The following is a 15,898-nucleotide window of genomic DNA, read 5'->3' as shown; positions in this document are numbered from 1 at the left end:
ACGCCCCTTTACGGGGCGCCCTTCACTGCCTTACGCGCCGCTCAGCCGCCTAAGGCGCCTGACGGCTAAGGGTTATCGCCACCGTTTTACCGCTAGTATAGGGTAAAACTGCACTTTCTCCGAACACATCGCTCTGTCCGTCAGCCCCCCCCGCGCCCGGCGGCACCACCCGCGCTCGTATGGAAAACTGCGCCAGCGAAGAGAGCAGCCGCTCCGGCATCATCGCATCGCCGTCTGACAGGGTCACCGACTGCGGGAAATGGCCCAGCGGCAACCGTTTTACCGCCACCGGTAGCGGGCTATTGCCGTCGGTCAGGGTGATCATCAGCTGGCTGCCGGACGGCAGCTGGCGCTCCAGCGCCGGATCCATGCTGATATCGACCCGCACCTGTGCCGCGTCGATCCCCGCCTGCACCCGCGCCTGCGCAATGCTGCGCTCGATCATATCGCGGCGCCGATCGTCCGGCGGCAGCAGCTTCAGCATCATCTCCCAGGCGCCGATCGCCTGACGAAACTCACCCTGCTCGAAGGCGTTAAACGCCAGCAGGCTCAGCACCCGGGTATTCTGGTGATCCTGGCTGAGCAGACGGCGCAGCAGCGCGGCGGCGTCGCGGTTATCCTGCTCATCGCTGGAACGCGTCAGCACCTCGGCGTAGCCCAGTGCCACCTCAGGCTCGCCGGGGGCCAGTTTATAGGCGTGGGCAAACGCCTGCGTGGCCGTCGTTGCGTTATTCAGCGCCATCCCGATCCGCCCCAGCATCACCCAGTCCGCCACATTGTCCGGATGCGACTGCAGCTCGGTGCGCAGCCCCAGCCCCAGGCGCGTCAGCTCCTCGCGATCCAGCGGCTTCTGATCTTCGTGCATCACCCGCTCGCGCAGCTGCGGCAGCTGCGTCATCACCCGCCGCCACTCGGCCACCTGACTCCAGCCGCCGGTTTTCAGATAGAAGCCCAGCGACAGCCCCACCAGCACCAGCACGCCCGGCAGCAGCGCCCAGCGCCCGATCGGCTGAGCGCGCTGCTCCGCCTGCTTCGGCACGTCATTCAGCAGGTTATGCTGCAGATCCGTCAGCATCTCTGCGTGCCCCTCGACCAGCCCCTGCGCCTCATCCTGCTCCAGCTCACGCAGACGCTGATGATACAGCTGGGTATTCAGGCGATCGCGATCCGCCCCGTCATCGCCGCGCGGCGTACGCAGCGCCGGGATCAAAAACAGCGCTGCGGCGGCGGCCAGCAGCAGTATCACTATCAGCCAAAAGGTTATCATCGCGGCTCTCCGTCATGCTCTTGGTTAAGCAAGCGCCGCAGGCGCTGCCGCTCGGCCTCGCTCAGGTCAGCCTGCGCCGCCTCGCTATCGCGCTGTGCCGTGCGCGCCGGACGGCGACGGGCCAGACGCACCAGCACCCATCCGCCGCCCAGGATCGCCAGCAGCGGCCCGATCCACAGAATCAGGGTCGCCGGCGTCACCGGCGGCTCATAGGTCACAAAGTTGCCGTAGCGCGCCACCATATAGTCCACCACCTGTTGCTGGTTATAGCCCTGCTGCATCAGCTCATACACCTTCTGGCGCATGTCCGAGGCGATGATGGCGTTGGAGTCGGCAATGCTGTTGTTCTGACACTTGGGGCAGCGCAGCTGCTCCGTCAGCTCGCGATACTGCTGCTCCTGCGCCTCGCTGGTAAAGTTGTAGGTGTCGATCACCGCCGCCCACAGGACGCCCGGCAGCAGCAGTCCCAGCGCCAGCAACGCGCCGCGTAACCCCTTCATGATTGACCTCCCTGATATTTCAGCCACAGCGGCTCAATCTCTTCCTTCCAGACCCGCTCATTCAGATCGCCGGCGTGGCGATAGCGAATAATGCCGTTACCGTCGATCAGGAAGGTCTCCGGCGCGCCGTATACCCCCAGATCCAGCCCCAGCATGCCGTCGCCGTCATACAGGCTCAGCGCATAGGGGTTCCCCAGCTCGTTCAGCCATTTGATCGCCTTCTGCCGATCGTCCTTGTAGTTCAGGCCGACCACCCTGATCCCGCGCGCCGCCAGGGTATTCAGATACTGATGTTCGGCATAGCAGGTCGGACACCAGGTGGCCCATACGTTCAGCAGCAGCGGCTTGCCGTCGTGCAGCACCGACTGGCTATAGGTTTTGCTCGGCGTATCCAGCGAGGCGAGGCGGAACGCCGGCACCGGTTTGCCGATCAGCGCCGATTCCAGCATCGTGGGATCTTCGCCGCTGGCGTTGCGCTGTAGCTGGATCAGAAACGCCAGCACCAGCAGTAAGAACAGCGCCAGCGGAATAAAAAGCAGTTTACGGTTCATGCCGTTTTCTTCTCCTGAGCATCCTTGGCGCGGCGCGCGCTGCGATAGCGCGGATCCAGCATACACAGCAGCCCGCCGATCGACATCAGCACGCCGCCGTACCAGATCCAGCGGACAAAGGGTTTGTAGTACAGCCGGACGGCCCAGGCGCCGTCATCCAGCTCCTCGCCCAGCGCGGCATACAGATCCCGCGTCAGGCCGCCGTCCACCGCCGCCTCGGTCATCATGCTGCGCGCATTGGTATAGAAACGCTTCTCGGCGCGCAGCGTAGTCTCCGGCCTGCCGTTACGCAGCACGTCGATCAGCGCCTCGCCGCCGCTGTAGTTCGGGCCGCTGATCTCATGCACATCGCGGAAGACAAAGCGGTAGTCGCGGATCTCCAGGCTGTCGCCGGACTTCATCCGCACGTCGCGCTCAATGCTGTAGTTCTGGCTGAAGGCAATGCCGATCACCGTCACCGCCACCCCGAGGTGGGCCAGCACCATCCCCCACTGGCTGCGCGACAGCTTGCCTAGCCCGCGCCAGAAACCGTCGCGGTGAGTTGCCCGCTGGTACAGCTCCACCAGCGTCAGCACCCCCACCCACAGCGCCATCAGCAGCCCCAGCACCGTCATGGCCACGATACGATCCTGCAGCAGCCACGGCAGCAGCAGCGCCAGCGCCACGCTGATCACCAGCGCGGCCAGCAGCGGCGTGCGCAGGCGGCCCAGCGTATCGCGGCGCCAGCGCACCAGGGGGCCGACGCCCAGCAGCAGGGCGAACGGCACCATCAGATAGGTGAACATGGTATTGAAGAACGGCTCGCCGATGGAGATGCTGCCTAGCCCCAGCTGCTTGTGCACCAGCGGCAGCAGCGTTCCCAGCAGCACCACCAGCGTCGCGGCCACCAGCAGCACGTTGTTCCCCAGCAGCAGCGTCTCGCGGGAGAACAGATCATGGCGGGTGTGACTGCGCACCTGACCGCCGCGCAGCGCATACAGCAGCAGCGAACCGCCGATCACCACCACCAGGTAGGCCAGGATAAACATGCCGCGCGCCGGATCGGAGGCGAAGGCGTGGACGGAGACCAGCACCCCGGAGCGCACCAGGAAGGTGCCCAGCAGGCACAGGGAGAAGGAGGTGATGGCCAGCAGCACTGTCCAGGCCTTAAAGGTGCCGCGCTTCTCGGTGACGGCCAGCGAATGCAGCAGGGCGGTACCGGTCAGCCAGGGCATCAGGGAGGCGTTCTCCACCGGATCCCAGAACCACCAGCCGCCCCAGCCCAGCTCATAGTAGGCCCAGAACGACCCCAGCACGATCCCCTGCGTCAGAAACACCCAGGCGGCCATGGTCCAGGGGCGAGACCAGCGCGCCCAGGCGGTATCCAGGCGCCCGGCCATCAGCGAGGCGATGGCAAACGCGAAGGCCACGGAAAAACCGACGTAGCCCATGTACAGCAGCGGCGGGTGGAAGATCAGCCCCACGTCCTGCAGCAGCGGGTTCAGATCCCGCCCGTCAATGGGAAAGCCCGGCAGCGTGCGAATAAACGGATTGGAGGTCAGCAGGATAAACAGCAGGAAGCCGATGTTGATCATCCCCATCACCGACAGCACCCGCGCGACCGAATCCAGCGGCATGCGACGACTCAGCAGCGATACCGCCAGCGTCCACCAGCTGAGCAGCATCACCCACAGCAGCAGCGACCCCTCATGGGAGCCCCAGGTCGCGGCGATCCGGAAGTAGACCGGCAGCTGCGAGTTGGAGTTGGCCGCCACGTAGGCCACGCTAAAGTCATTGGCGATAAAGGCATACACCAGGCAAATAAAGGCCAGGGTGATGGCGGCGAACAGCCCAAAGGCCAGCGGCCGCGCCAGCGCCATCATGCGCAGATCGCCGCGCGCCGCGCCCCAGCAGGGGTAGACGCTGAGCAGCACGGAAAGCGCCAGCGCCAGCGACAGTAAAAAGTTACCGATCTCTGGGATCATGATGGATTTCCGCCCCGTTGCTCTGCGCCCGACGCGGGCTGGTGATGGTTCTCTTTCATCGCTTCCTCGATCTCCGGCGGGGTGTATTTCTCATCATGCTTGGCCAGCACCTCTCTGGCCTGGATGACGTTGCCCGGCGCCAGCACCCCCTGGGCGACCACCCCCTGCCCTTCACGGAACAGGTCCGGCAGAATGCCGTTATAGGTCACCTCGACCGCCCCGCGGGCGTCATACAGCTTGAAGCTCACCTTCAAACTATCAGCGTCGCGCTGCACCGAGCCGGGCATCACCATGCCGCCGATGCGCAGGCGCTGGCCCACCTCCGGCTTCTCATGCTGCGCCCCTTTCCCCATGATGATTTCACCGGGGGTGTAGAACAGATCGATGTTGGCGCGCAGGGCATACAGCACCAGCGAGACCGTGACGGCCAGCCCCAGCAATACGCCCACGGCCAGGTATAAACGGTGTTTACGTCGTGAATTCATCATACGGGCTCACTCTCCCTGTTATCGTCATCCGCGGCCTGCTGCGCCCGGCGTATCCGCTGTTCCCGCGCCTGATGACGGCGGATCTCGCCGAACAGCGCGCGCCGGCGCAGGCGGGTATGCAGCACCAGTCCCAGCAGCGGCAGCAGCGTCAGCGCAACCGACAGCCAGACATAGAAGGCGTAGCCGCCCATCGCAAAAAACGCCTGCCAGGAATCAAAGAACGGTGTCATTGCGGGCGCCTCCCTCGCGAAGCCGGCGACGGCAGCAGCGCGGCGACCCAGGGGCGGTGCCGCTCCTGCTGCAGAATAAGGTTACGCAGACGCATCAGCGTCAGCGTGACAAAGAAAAACAGGAAGCCAAAGATGCTCAGCCGCAGCGGGGCGCGCATGCTGGGGTCGATGCTCTGCTGCATATTGCTGGACCCCTGGTGCAGCGTGTTCCACCACTCCACGGAAAAGTGGATGATCGGCAGGTTGACCACCCCGACCAGCACCAGAATGCCCGCGGCCCGCCCGGCGAGGCGGCGATCCTCAAAGGCGTTATACAGGGCGATCACCCCCAGGTAGAGGAACAGCAGCACCAGCTCGGAGGTCAGGCGGGCGTCCCACACCCACCAGGTTCCCCACATCGGTTTCCCCCACGCCGATCCGGTCGCCAGCGCAATAAAGGTAAACACCGCGCCGACCGGCGCCATGGCCGCGCCGACCAAATCTGCCATCTTCATCTGCCAGACCAGCCCGACAAAGGCCGCGACGGCCATACCCGCGTAGATCCCCATCGACCAGATGGCCGCGGGAACGTGCAGGTACATAATGCGGTAGCTGTTACCCTGCTGATAGTCCGCCGGCGCAAAGCCGAAGCCCCAGATCAGGCCGGCCAGAAGAAACAGGATACCAAGCCCCCCAGCCAGGGGGTCAGTCTGCCGCACAGCCGATAGAGCCGTTCCGGCATGGCAAGCTGATGAAGCCATTTCCACATAGCGATTGCTCACATATTGTTATGAATGGTCCGGGCTGACGCCCGGAATGATGAAAAGTCAGTCAAATTCGGCAGTTATATACAATAAACGCCGCAAATTTTGTCCTGCCGATAGCCCTAATATCAACACGGTTTTAGTTATCGCTGCATGCAAGAACCGGCCGATAACTGTCACCCTACTGAATACTCACCCGCAGCGCGGCGGCGGCGGCAAAGGGCGCCAGCGTCATGCTGCCCGCCAGCATCGCGCCCAGGATCGCCAGATAGCCGCCGATAGGCATTCCCATCGACGCCGCGTCGATGGCCGAAGTGGCGAAAATCAGCACCGGGATGTAGAGCGGCAGCACCAGCAGGCTCAGCAGCACCCCGCCCTTGCGCAGCCCGACCGTCAACGCGACCCCGATAGCCCCGATAAAGCTCAGGGTCGGCGTACCGAGCAGCAGCGTCAGCGCAACGGCCTGCCAGGTCGCCGCGTTAAACGACAGCAGCAGCGCCACCAGCGGCGACAGGATCAGCAGCGGCAGCCCGGTCAGCAGCCAGTGGGCGATCACCTTGGCCAGCACCGTCAGCGTCAGCGGCGCCGGGATCAGCACCAGCTGCTCCAGCGAGCCGTCCAGAAAATCGTCCCTGAACAGCCGCTCCAGCGACAGCAGCGCCGCCAGCAGCGCCGCAACCCAGACGATCCCCGGCGCAATGCGCGCCAGCAGCTGCGGCTCCGGCCCGATGCTCAGCGGAAACAGCGTGACTACAATCAGAAAAAACCACAGCGGGTTGATGATTTCCGCGCCGCTGCGCAGTGCGATGCGCAGCTCGCGCCGAATGACTGCCAGTATCATACCGCCCTCTCCTCACCGCGCAGACGCAGGCGCCGCATGGCGGGGTAATTCAGGTCCTGGTGGGTCGTCAGCACGATAGCCCCCCGGCCGCACAATGGCGCTCAAACAGCCCGATCAGCCGGGCTACGCCGCGTTTATCGATCGCCGTCAGCGGCTCATCCAGGATCCACAGCGGCGCCTGGCTCAGCCACAGCCGCGCCAGCGCCACCCGACGCTGCTGCCCCGCCGACAGCTGGGCGACCGGCACATCCTCAAAGCCGACCAGCTCGACCTGCGCCAGCGCATCCCAAATGGCGGCCTCATCCGCCTGCCCCAGCACCCGGCAGTAAAATGCCAGGTTCTCAAACGCCGTCATCACGCTTTTGACGCCGGGATGATGTCCCAAATACAGCAAGTTCTGCTGATACGTCTCCCGCTGACGGCGGATGGGCAGCCCCAGCCACAGGACCTCGCCGCGATCCGGCAGGGCCAGCCCCGCCATCATCCGCAGCAGCGTGGTCTTCCCCGCCCCGTTGGGGCCCTCAATCTGAATGATCTCCCCCGCCTGTACCCGAAAGTCCAGATCGTCAAACAGCACACGCTCATCGCGGCGGCAGCCCAGCCGGGAAATGGTCAACATGGATAGATTCTGTCCTGATTTTAGTCGTTGCATAATAGCATAAGCCCTTCGTCCCCCGAACCCCGGAGGCAACACTCGTCCTAACTCATTCGGGGTAAAATAACGCGTGAGATCAAGGATAATCACCGGGTAAATCCCGCCAAGGTACCTGAAATGCCGCCCATGCCGACGTAGTTCACATTTTGCCGCCGGCACCCGGCGCGCACTCAGCCGGCCGCGGGAGAGACGCAGAGGAAGACACGGCGCGATCCGCGCCAAGAAAAGAGGGCGCAGCGCAGCCATCGCGTTTGCGCCAGCCCCCGCGTGCCGCGCACTCTCCTCTCCCGCCCATAATCATCATTAAGCACAATAAAGAAAGACTTCATTATTTTTTAATTAGATTAGGCTCATATATCGTGAATATATATTATGAAAACAAGCTCCCTGATGACAGATTAAAAACCACGCGCCTCGGCGTCCCCGCGACGCTGCGCGCATCAATCGCGGCCGATTCAGTGCGACGCAGCGGATAACAGCGGCTATAATAGCATAATAAATATAGTGATTTCTGTCAGGAGTCCGCGCAGTCTAGACAGCGCGCGGGCTTTACTTAACTTATAAAGAACGGTTTCATTATCACACGAAATAGTAATGCGCATTATCAATAGTGTGATCTATAATACCAAACTAGAACTACTATAATAATCGTAGGTAATCATGGAACTCTTTAACGATGTCGTGCTGCTGAATGCCTTTATCCCCAAGCTGGTGGTATTAGGCATTCTTTGTTTCATTATCACCCAGCTGTCGGTGAAATTTGCCGCACGCTATCGTCTATTAAGCTATTTCTGGCATCCGCGCCTGATCGTCTGGGCTTATGCATCGGCCGTCTATGCATTACTGGTTATCGCCATCATTTATATCTAACAGGTTATGATATGCTAAAGTCACCCGCCTCACGCACGGCGTTATTTCTCGCCATCACCTTCACGATCATTATCTTTGGCATCCACGAGTACAACCAGCAGCTGAGTACCCGCCATGGCGTCGTGCGGGCGAATATCATCGATATCGCGCCTCAGGTGAGCGGCCTGGTCACCCAGGTCAATGTGCGCCACAACCAGTCGGTCAAAAAGGGGGAACTGCTTTTTTCCATCGACGACAGCGACTACCGGATCAGCGTCCAGAATGCCCGGGCGAATCTGGCAAACGTCGAACAGCAGCTGTTAGAGCAGAGCGCCGCGGTGCTCTCGGCCAAGGCGGCGCTGCAAAACGCGCAGAGCCAATACAGCTATATGCAGGCAAACTTCCAGCGCATCAGTAGCCTGAAGCGGCGTGATTTCGCCTCGACCAATGACTATCAGCAGGCCGAGACGGATCTCAATGTGAGCAAGGGAAACCTGGCCACCGCACAGGCACGGCTGCAACAGGCGATCGCCGCACGCGGCGCTATCGGCCCGGACAACGCCCAGCTGCTGGCCGCCAAGGCCACCTTGGCCAAGGCCGAGCTGGATCTCTCCCGCACCCGGGTCTATGCGCCCAGCAACGGCAACATCGCCACGGTTAACCTGAACGCGGGCGACTACGCGCGTCCCGGCAGCGCGGTTCTGGCCGAGGTCGACACCGATAATATCTGGGTCGAAGGCGCCTTCCCCGAAACCGTCATCGCCGGCATACGCGTCGGCGATAAGGCTAAGGTCTACCTGATGGCCGATACCCGCACCGTCTACCGCGGCCATGTACAGAGCATCGGCTCGGCGATCAACTCCAAGGAGCTGCCAAACCCGGGCCTGCTTTCGGAGTTGCCCCAGGTCTTTGACTGGGTTCGTCTGGCGGAAAACGTCCCGGTCAATATTCAATTGGATCCCGACACCAAGATGGAGAACTTTATTCCGGGACTCAGCGCGACCGTCGATATCATTAAGTAAGGCGCCCCATGCTACTGCAAAGTTTAAAAGCCCTGCGGTTAACCCTTGCCGTGATGCTCTCGCTCTATATCGCCATGCGACTGGGGATGCACTCGCCGGATTGGGCCGTAACCAGCGCGCTGATCGTCTCGCTGGGGACGATCGGCCAAATCCGCAGCCGCTGGTGGCAGCGCATCGTCGGTAACTTTGTCGGTGGCAGCATCGGGTTCTTCGTCATCTGGTGGCTAGCGCAGGACCCCTTTACCATCATGCTCTGCGCCGCGCTGTTTGGCAGCGTCTGCACCTATATCAGCCTGACCCATTTCCAATACAAGGACATGTGGCGTTGGGTGCTCATCGGTTTCATCATCGTCTTCAGCGCCTCCCTTTCCAATCCCAGCCACGCCTTCAGCGTACTGTTCGACCGCGTAGGCTGCGTGTTCATCGGCTCCTCCGTGATCTTCATATTCAACCTGCTGTGGCCGCTGGAATATGCCGCGTCGTGGCAGAAGCAGTATCACGCCATTCTGGAAAAGCTGGATGCCCTGCTCAATAAAGAGGATGCGGATGCGGTGGCGCTATACCTGGCTTTGTCGCAACAGATCGATCAGCTGCGCCAGTCCCTGTCCTCAAACTATGGCGACTACCGAAACATCTATTCCCGTGAATACAATGTAATCAATAGTATCTACGCGCTAGAGAAGTTCAGCCGTCACCTCTACTCCCTGCGGATGCAGCATGCCCTGGATAGCCAGGCGAAGACATGGATTAGCGCGGCCATCGCGGCGGCCAAGGCACATGAGACCATTCCCCCGATTACGCTGGAAAACTCCCCGCGCTACGCCTCACTGCTGACGCTAATCGCCGCCGATCTGCACGACATCGTGCAAAAGAATGCCACCACTGATGCGCAAAGCCGCTTTCGCTGGCAGTGGCAAAACCGCATGTTCAGCGCCGGAACCGACTCCGCCTTTACCAGCTCACTGCTGTTCTTCGTCAGCTGTATTCTAAGTCTGCTGCTCTGGCGCTATGGCTGGCCCGGCGGGCCGCAGGTAATGCTCTTGACGGCGGTGCTTCTGGTCATGTGCCAATACGGTGAGCGCATGTCGCCCAAGGGGTTCGCCATCGGCTTTAGCATCGGCACGCTGTTCGCCTTCCCGATCTTTATTTTTCTACTGCCTAGCCTGCACAACGCCAATGCATTCTGGCTCAGCATGCTGTTAATCTATTTTCCGGTGGCCTTCGTGATGAATGGGCAATACAAAGTACGAGCGCTCCCCTTTATCGCCTTCGCGGTCGCCGTCATGGTCAACGCCAACAGCCACAACTACGTGCCCGGCAATGACTATTTCAACGGTTACACCACCTTCCTCTTCGCCCTGGTCGCCGTCATCACCATCAGCTCGGGGGCGCTGAGCCTGCTGGTGGTGAACGATACCGAGACCCGCCTCAAGGCGCAGATCGACGGGTGGGCCAAGGAGCGCCAGCGCTTTATCAACCACCGCAGCCAGGAGCGGAGCAAGATACTGGTACGCCTGGAGCGCCGCACCGACATCATCCTCAGCATGTACAGCAAGCTCGATCCGGCGCAGCAGGGGGTTTGGCGTAAAAGGGTATCGGCGATACCGCTGATGCTGACGCGCATCCAGCGCTGGGAGTATCTCGAAACGCCCGCCGCATCGGCGAGCGACTGATCCCCGCAGGGTTGCGCCGCCCCCCGGCGCCCCCGCTCAGCGCGGCGCCGCGGAGTGCGCATTTAGTAGGCGGCGCCGCGCAAAAAGAGCGCGTTCTGCCCCTTATGCCCCGGTTCGGCTTGAAAAAAAGAGAGAGAATACGGTAGGATAGATCAATGCTTCGGCGCAGATAGCGCCGCCGCACCACGCCCTATACGCGTGTTCCCTTAGTTAAATGGATATAACGAGCCCCTCCTAAGGGCTAGTTGCAGGTTCGATTCCTGCAGGGAACGCCATGCGCACCGCGCCTGAAGTCCGCCGAACCCATCACGTCTCCAGAGAATCAGTAAAACAGCTTCAATACTGGATGGTTAATCTTTCACCTCGAGCGCTGCAGCGCTTTGTCGATTTGAGTTTTAGACCGATAGCCGGTCTATATGCAGCTCAAATCCCCCTAGCGCCAGCCAACGAGAAAAGGCGTCAATACCGAGATAAAAACGCCGCTTCAGGATGAAATCTCGCACCAGGCCACTAAACGCTCCGCGCTGAAAGTCTTCAGTGACAACACGTGAGCGCCTTGGCAACATCGACTGCCAAGTACCTTGAAGATCCCCCGTAGCCAATCAGTATCAGAGAGACTACATTGATGACTAGAAAAAATGCTCACCGCTGCGTAATAACAGAAACGACCATTCTCCGCATCAAGCTACTATCCGGAGCGCATCTGAATTTGCATGACGCTCCGAAATATACTGTAAATTCTCCTTCATCCCCCGCTGCCGGCAAGGCTTCGTCACTAACGACTTATTAACACATGACCTTGCTCTTTTACTTATTTTTAGTGCAATAGACCTGACAGAAACGTTCCCAGTTTACCTTCTATATTACTGTCGGTCGTACATAGTCTGAGCAGGGGCAGGTTGCATTTCTTCAATATGCTGTTCTTAAGTTCATCGCGCTCAATCTGTGAGCTTTCCAGATGATATCCGCCATCTACTTCAATAACACCCAACGGGGTCTTACCAACCTTATAGTAAATTACAAAATCACAGCTGGCCCGGTTATGCATAAATGACAGTTCTCTAGGGCTAAATTCACCTAGCTCCAACGACACCAACTGGTTCAACGCTATCTGTGAATGGAACATCATGCTTCGATAGCTATCCAGTGACAATTTATCCCGCAACAGACTAGCAACAATCTGCTCTGACTTAAAACACGAATCATCTGGATCCAACTGAATATTCAACCGTTCCAGTGATTTATCATATTCGCTATACAGCAAGTCAAATGCAGATATCACTGGGCTCTCAAAAATATCTTCATCGTTAGCATAATATTTAATGTGACGAATCAGTGCAGCAATATGCGTGCTGTGACTTTCAAAAACACCATCTCCAGTCACCAATGTAAATTTGTTTCGAGCCCTGGAAACCGCGACGTTCACCAAATTAGGGTCATCAACAAACATAATATTCCTACTTTGCTGACTGCTACATTTTTTATCCAGTACGGTTGAGAAAACGATCTCATCACACTCTCTCCCTTGAAATTTATGCACCGTCGATTTCACAAAATCAACAGGCAGAACAGTTTCCGCCAAATTAATCTGTGCATTATAGGGGGCAATGTATCCTCTGCTACTTTTTTCATCCCAGTAATGTCCCTCTATCGACTCAAGCTCTCTGAAATTAGAAAAATTACGAGTATGGTTTCCTTTTGCCGTAATCACCAAAGATAATGATGATTCCCCTGAGTCTGTCGTCAGCGGAATCAGTGTATTGTCATAAAACTGCTTATTACAGAATTGAATTATTTTAGGGTGGCAACGATAATGTTCTTTCAGAAGCGTTATCGGTGTAGTTTCCCGAAAAAGCATACAGATAGAATCTAGAAGGCTGTTCTTCACACAGTCATAGTATTCTGCTGGGGGAGTGCTTGAGCTAACTATAGGAACATGCGGAAGCTGCTTGCGATCCCCGACCACAATCACGTTTCGGGCACATCCTAGACCTAAGATACCTGGAACAATATCCTGCTGAGAGGCCTCATCAATAATCACATAATCAAGAATAGCGCCCTTTCCAATAGAATTAATAATAGAATGGGTACTACTACCGATAATAGGAAAGCGTTTTATAAAACGATCAAAGTGATCTCTATATGTTTCCGCAGCAAATGACTTTTCTGGTGGGATACTCTTCTGCAAACACCACTTTAAATAAATCATCGATAACGATGTAAGCTGATCCAACAAATTATTAAAATCAGACGCTGCCAAGATTTCATTATATTTATCTAGAGAGCCTTGTTTTTCTTGGATGGCTTTTTCATAAAATGAAAGTTGCAGCGAGGTAAAAATTGCCAGCCTTTTCTCCTGATCATTCAGCGGTTTTATTCTCAAAATCCTAAAATTCAGCAGCAAATCAATTCTATTTTTAAGCCCAATCCGCCGTCCAGAGAGATAATGAATATAAGCCATCAGGTCAGCCGTTTTCCGAGAAGACAATCGGTAACTACGAGCAAAAGACTCCTCCGCTAGATGGTTTTCCCCCTGCCATTGCTGCAAGTATTTATGTTCAACACTCAGCTCGTCAATTTCTGCTTTCAACAGAGCAACCTGATTAATCGCATTCAGATGTTTTTTCACCTGTTGAAACACATCATCAATTACATGTATTGGTGGAGTATCTAATAAATTCTCTTCAGGAATCAAAGATGGCATAGAAAAGAAATGCTGTCTATTCTCTGAACTCCCCAGCCGGGCTATCAGATATCCCAGCCCTTGCTTATCCATTTTTTCATAAACATTACTGACAGCTGTGTTATTGTTAGATAAAATTGCCACTGTTTTATTCTGAATCAATATATTAGCAACAATATTAAGAATGGTCTGCGTTTTGCCGGTTCCTGGTGGTCCTTCAATAACAGAGAGTTGTGAAGAAAATGCCCGTTCGACTGCCAGCAACTGACTTTCATTAAGACCGAACGGGAAAATCAAACTCTCCGAAAAATCACGCTCTTTACTCTGCCCTGAACAGTATGCATGCAAGGCCGTATCAGGATGAGGAACAATTCTCTTTATCTGACGAAGGACATTCTCAGCAATACTCCTATCGTTTCCACGAGCATCACTAATACGCTCTTCAGCTATACGACAAAAATAGTCAAACACGGCATGTTCTGTAAAATTCGAACACGTCTGAAAATTAATCCCAGCAGTTTTCATAATGTAGGGTTTTTCATTTCCAGAATAGTAAACAACTGCATATTTATTGCCATAGAGAACAACCCGCTCAGCCCGAGATGTTATAGCAAATCCTTTCCGTTCAAGAAACACATTGTGCAGGGTGCTAGTCGGCGTTATCTGGCATACGGAAAGCGGACGAGTATATTTTTTTCCGCTACGGAAATGACAGGTCAGCATAATCTCTCGGTTATCATATCCAGACCATAAAGTCCAATCTGAAATTTTATTGGTTTTATTTTCCCCGTCAACGCAAATCGTAACCATATTATCATCCAATCATCATTGATTAACTTACGGAAAAACCGTTAAAGACACGCTGAGAGCTTATCCTAAATGGAGTTGACCATTTTCTCTTTTAGCGCCAAACCACTTTACCCGCCGATGGATAACCTGGATTATTCTATCTCGTAGGTTATTTCACCCGACCGGATCACTCATTTCTGAATATAGCGCTCTCAGCAGAGGCTCTTACCCAAGGATGCCGCGTCCAAACCTCGTCAGGCCCATTCCCCAGCCTGGGCTAAAATAGCGCACGGGATACATCCCGGCAGCAGCCCATTCATCCCTATCATATGTTCGCATCAACGCCACTCCCAGCGCCGTCCACACGCTATCCTTTACTCCGCTTCAGCTGGAGCGCCTAACCGCTCCCCGTCCCGACTATTCTACTCGCCTCCCGCCAATAATTTATATCGATAGGCGTATGAAAAGTCATTTTTCACACACTACTAACTGTCTAGGGAGATCATCCGCAGCAGAAAAGCTGACCTGATGGAGGCTTCGGACAACGGCTGCTTACCCCCGCAGGGGTGCCGACATTGCGGATACGGCTCAGCATTTGAACCTCCTCAATCCAGACCGGGACTAACTCCTTATTCAACCTGAAAAGCGGGACGATACGGAGCACTGCCTTAACGGCTTCAATGTTAAACACCCTGAGATAACGCTCCCTATCATGAGATCCTCGCGTTAGATCATCTTAATGACGAGGAGATGCCTTTTAAAATCCTTGGTGATTCAATCACATCAAAAAGCATCATCAACATTCATAGCAGTACTGCCGCTACACTAGATTACTCATAAGCATTATTCATATCGTTACAATTTCCTTACAGCCTCAAAACGGCTAAAATGAACAATATTTCCACGATAAATTAAAGAGATGCTCTTCTCTGGCAATCAGGAACAATGTTGGAATGAATCCACGCTTAACCCGCGGCTACCGTAAAATAAGGCACTATCTACATGGGCGGCCGCGCTTTCTCTTTTCCATACTGATGGCCACCGTCATCTACCTCTGCCTTACGCCCTTTTTCTCCCCGGCAATCCGCCTGATGTTTGGCTGGAACGTCTTCGCCTGGCTGTACATCCTCTTTTTGCTGGCCAAAATCGTCAACCGCAGGGCCCACGATATCCGCAAAATCACCCGGCTAGAGGATGAGAGCGCCAAGATGGTGATCTTCTTCGTCGTCATCGGCTGCTGCATCAGCGTGCTGGTGCTGTTTCTGGAGCTGGCCACCGCCGGGCAGATCAGCGGCCACCAAAAGATCCTGCACTTCATCATCACCGGATCTACGCTGCTCTCCTCCTGGCTGCTGCTGCCGATGGGCTTTACTATGCACTACGCCCATGTGTTCTACGCCAACCCCAGGGCAGACGATCCCTGGCTGCTGTTTCCCGACAAGATCCAGGCGCCCTCCTACTGGGACTTTATGTACTTCTCGTTCACCATCGCCGTCGCCTCGCAGACCGCCGACGTCTGCGTCGGATCTCAGGAGATGCGCAAAATTGTCCTGCTGCAGTCGGTGATCTCCTTCGTGTTCAACATGGCCATCCTCGGTCTGTCGATCAACGTCTGCGCCAGCCTGTTCTAAGCCGGCGCTCGG

12 protein-coding genes, 1 tRNA gene and 2 pseudogenes are annotated in these 15,898 nt (G+C 56.7%); 5 read left to right on the top strand and 10 right to left on the bottom strand.

Going from position 1 to position 15,898, the window contains the following annotated elements; genetic code table 11:
* Positions 1-49: 49 nt before the first annotated feature.
* From ccmI to ccmA, 9 genes and pseudogenes are all read right to left on the bottom strand, one after another.
* A complete protein-coding gene (gene ccmI, locus QY76_RS08070; RefSeq protein ID WP_081854045.1) occupies positions 50-1,267 on the bottom strand; it encodes a c-type cytochrome biogenesis protein CcmI in 1,218 nt (405 codons plus the stop codon).
* On the bottom strand, positions 1,264-1,767 hold the full coding sequence (locus tag QY76_RS08065; protein ID WP_034162686.1) for a cytochrome c-type biogenesis protein: 504 nt from the start codon (positions 1,765-1,767) through the stop codon (positions 1,264-1,266). The genes ccmI and QY76_RS08065 overlap by 4 nt, the downstream gene beginning before the upstream one ends.
* The gene (locus QY76_RS08060; RefSeq protein WP_045424153.1) at positions 1,764-2,318 is read right to left on the bottom strand and encodes a DsbE family thiol:disulfide interchange protein; all 555 of its coding nucleotides are present in this window, start codon (positions 2,316-2,318) and stop codon (positions 1,764-1,766) included. The genes QY76_RS08065 and QY76_RS08060 overlap by 4 nt, the downstream gene beginning before the upstream one ends.
* On the bottom strand, positions 2,315-4,282 hold the full coding sequence (locus tag QY76_RS08055; protein ID WP_045424151.1) for a heme lyase CcmF/NrfE family subunit: 1,968 nt from the start codon (positions 4,280-4,282) through the stop codon (positions 2,315-2,317). Before QY76_RS08055 ends, QY76_RS08060 begins: the two co-directional genes overlap by 4 nt.
* Positions 4,279-4,767 (bottom strand): cytochrome c maturation protein CcmE, encoded by a 489-nt coding sequence (gene ccmE / locus QY76_RS08050; RefSeq protein WP_034162731.1) that lies wholly within the window; start codon positions 4,765-4,767, stop codon positions 4,279-4,281. Before ccmE ends, QY76_RS08055 begins: the two co-directional genes overlap by 4 nt.
* On the bottom strand, positions 4,767-5,000 hold the full coding sequence (gene ccmD, locus QY76_RS08045) for a heme exporter protein CcmD (RefSeq protein ID WP_034162689.1): 234 nt from the start codon (positions 4,998-5,000) through the stop codon (positions 4,767-4,769). Before ccmD ends, ccmE begins: the two co-directional genes overlap by 1 nt.
* Positions 4,997-5,748 (bottom strand): annotated as a pseudogene (locus QY76_RS08040) (heme ABC transporter permease). The gene ccmD and the pseudogene QY76_RS08040 overlap by 4 nt, the downstream one beginning before the upstream one ends.
* A gap of 176 nt (positions 5,749-5,924) precedes the next feature.
* Entirely contained in the window at positions 5,925-6,584 is a 660-nt protein-coding gene (gene ccmB / locus QY76_RS08035; protein WP_034162691.1) for a heme exporter protein CcmB, read from the bottom strand.
* A pseudogene (gene ccmA / locus QY76_RS08030) lies at positions 6,581-7,203 on the bottom strand (cytochrome c biogenesis heme-transporting ATPase CcmA). The gene ccmB and the pseudogene ccmA overlap by 4 nt, the downstream one beginning before the upstream one ends.
* Positions 7,204-7,899: 696 nt before the next feature.
* Here ccmA and QY76_RS08025 point away from each other — a divergent pair.
* The 4 genes from QY76_RS08025 to QY76_RS08010 all read left to right on the top strand — a co-directional run bounded on the left by QY76_RS08025 (position 7,900) and on the right by QY76_RS08010 (position 11,058).
* Positions 7,900-8,109, top strand: a complete 210-nt coding sequence (locus QY76_RS08025; protein ID WP_034162693.1) for a DUF1656 domain-containing protein — start codon at positions 7,900-7,902, stop codon at positions 8,107-8,109.
* A gap of 11 nt (positions 8,110-8,120) precedes the next feature.
* Complete coding sequence (locus QY76_RS08020) at positions 8,121-9,110, top strand: HlyD family secretion protein (RefSeq protein ID WP_034162694.1); 990 nt, start codon at positions 8,121-8,123, stop codon at positions 9,108-9,110.
* Positions 9,111-9,118: 8 nt separating this feature from the next.
* Entirely contained in the window at positions 9,119-10,783 is a 1,665-nt protein-coding gene (locus QY76_RS08015; protein ID WP_045424144.1) for an FUSC family protein, read from the top strand.
* A 200-nt stretch (positions 10,784-10,983) separates the two neighbouring features.
* A tRNA-Arg gene (locus QY76_RS08010) sits at positions 10,984-11,058 on the top strand.
* Positions 11,059-11,600: 542 nt separating this feature from the next.
* On the opposite strand, the gene QY76_RS08005 is transcribed toward QY76_RS08010, so the two are convergent.
* A complete protein-coding gene (locus QY76_RS08005; RefSeq protein WP_071844141.1) occupies positions 11,601-14,276 on the bottom strand; it encodes a DEAD/DEAH box helicase in 2,676 nt (891 codons plus the stop codon).
* Between the two features lie 932 nt (positions 14,277-15,208).
* On the opposite strand from QY76_RS08005, the gene QY76_RS08000 reads away from it, so the two are divergent.
* A complete protein-coding gene (locus QY76_RS08000) occupies positions 15,209-15,886 on the top strand; it encodes a DUF1345 domain-containing protein (RefSeq protein ID WP_034165919.1) in 678 nt (225 codons plus the stop codon).
* The last annotated feature ends 12 nt before the right edge of the window (positions 15,887-15,898 follow it).

The sequence above is a fragment of the Edwardsiella sp. EA181011 genome, assembly GCF_000800725.1.
GTDB classification, from domain to species: domain Bacteria; phylum Pseudomonadota; class Gammaproteobacteria; order Enterobacterales; family Enterobacteriaceae; genus Edwardsiella; species Edwardsiella anguillarum.
This window is presented reverse-complemented; position numbering and strand designations above follow the sequence as displayed.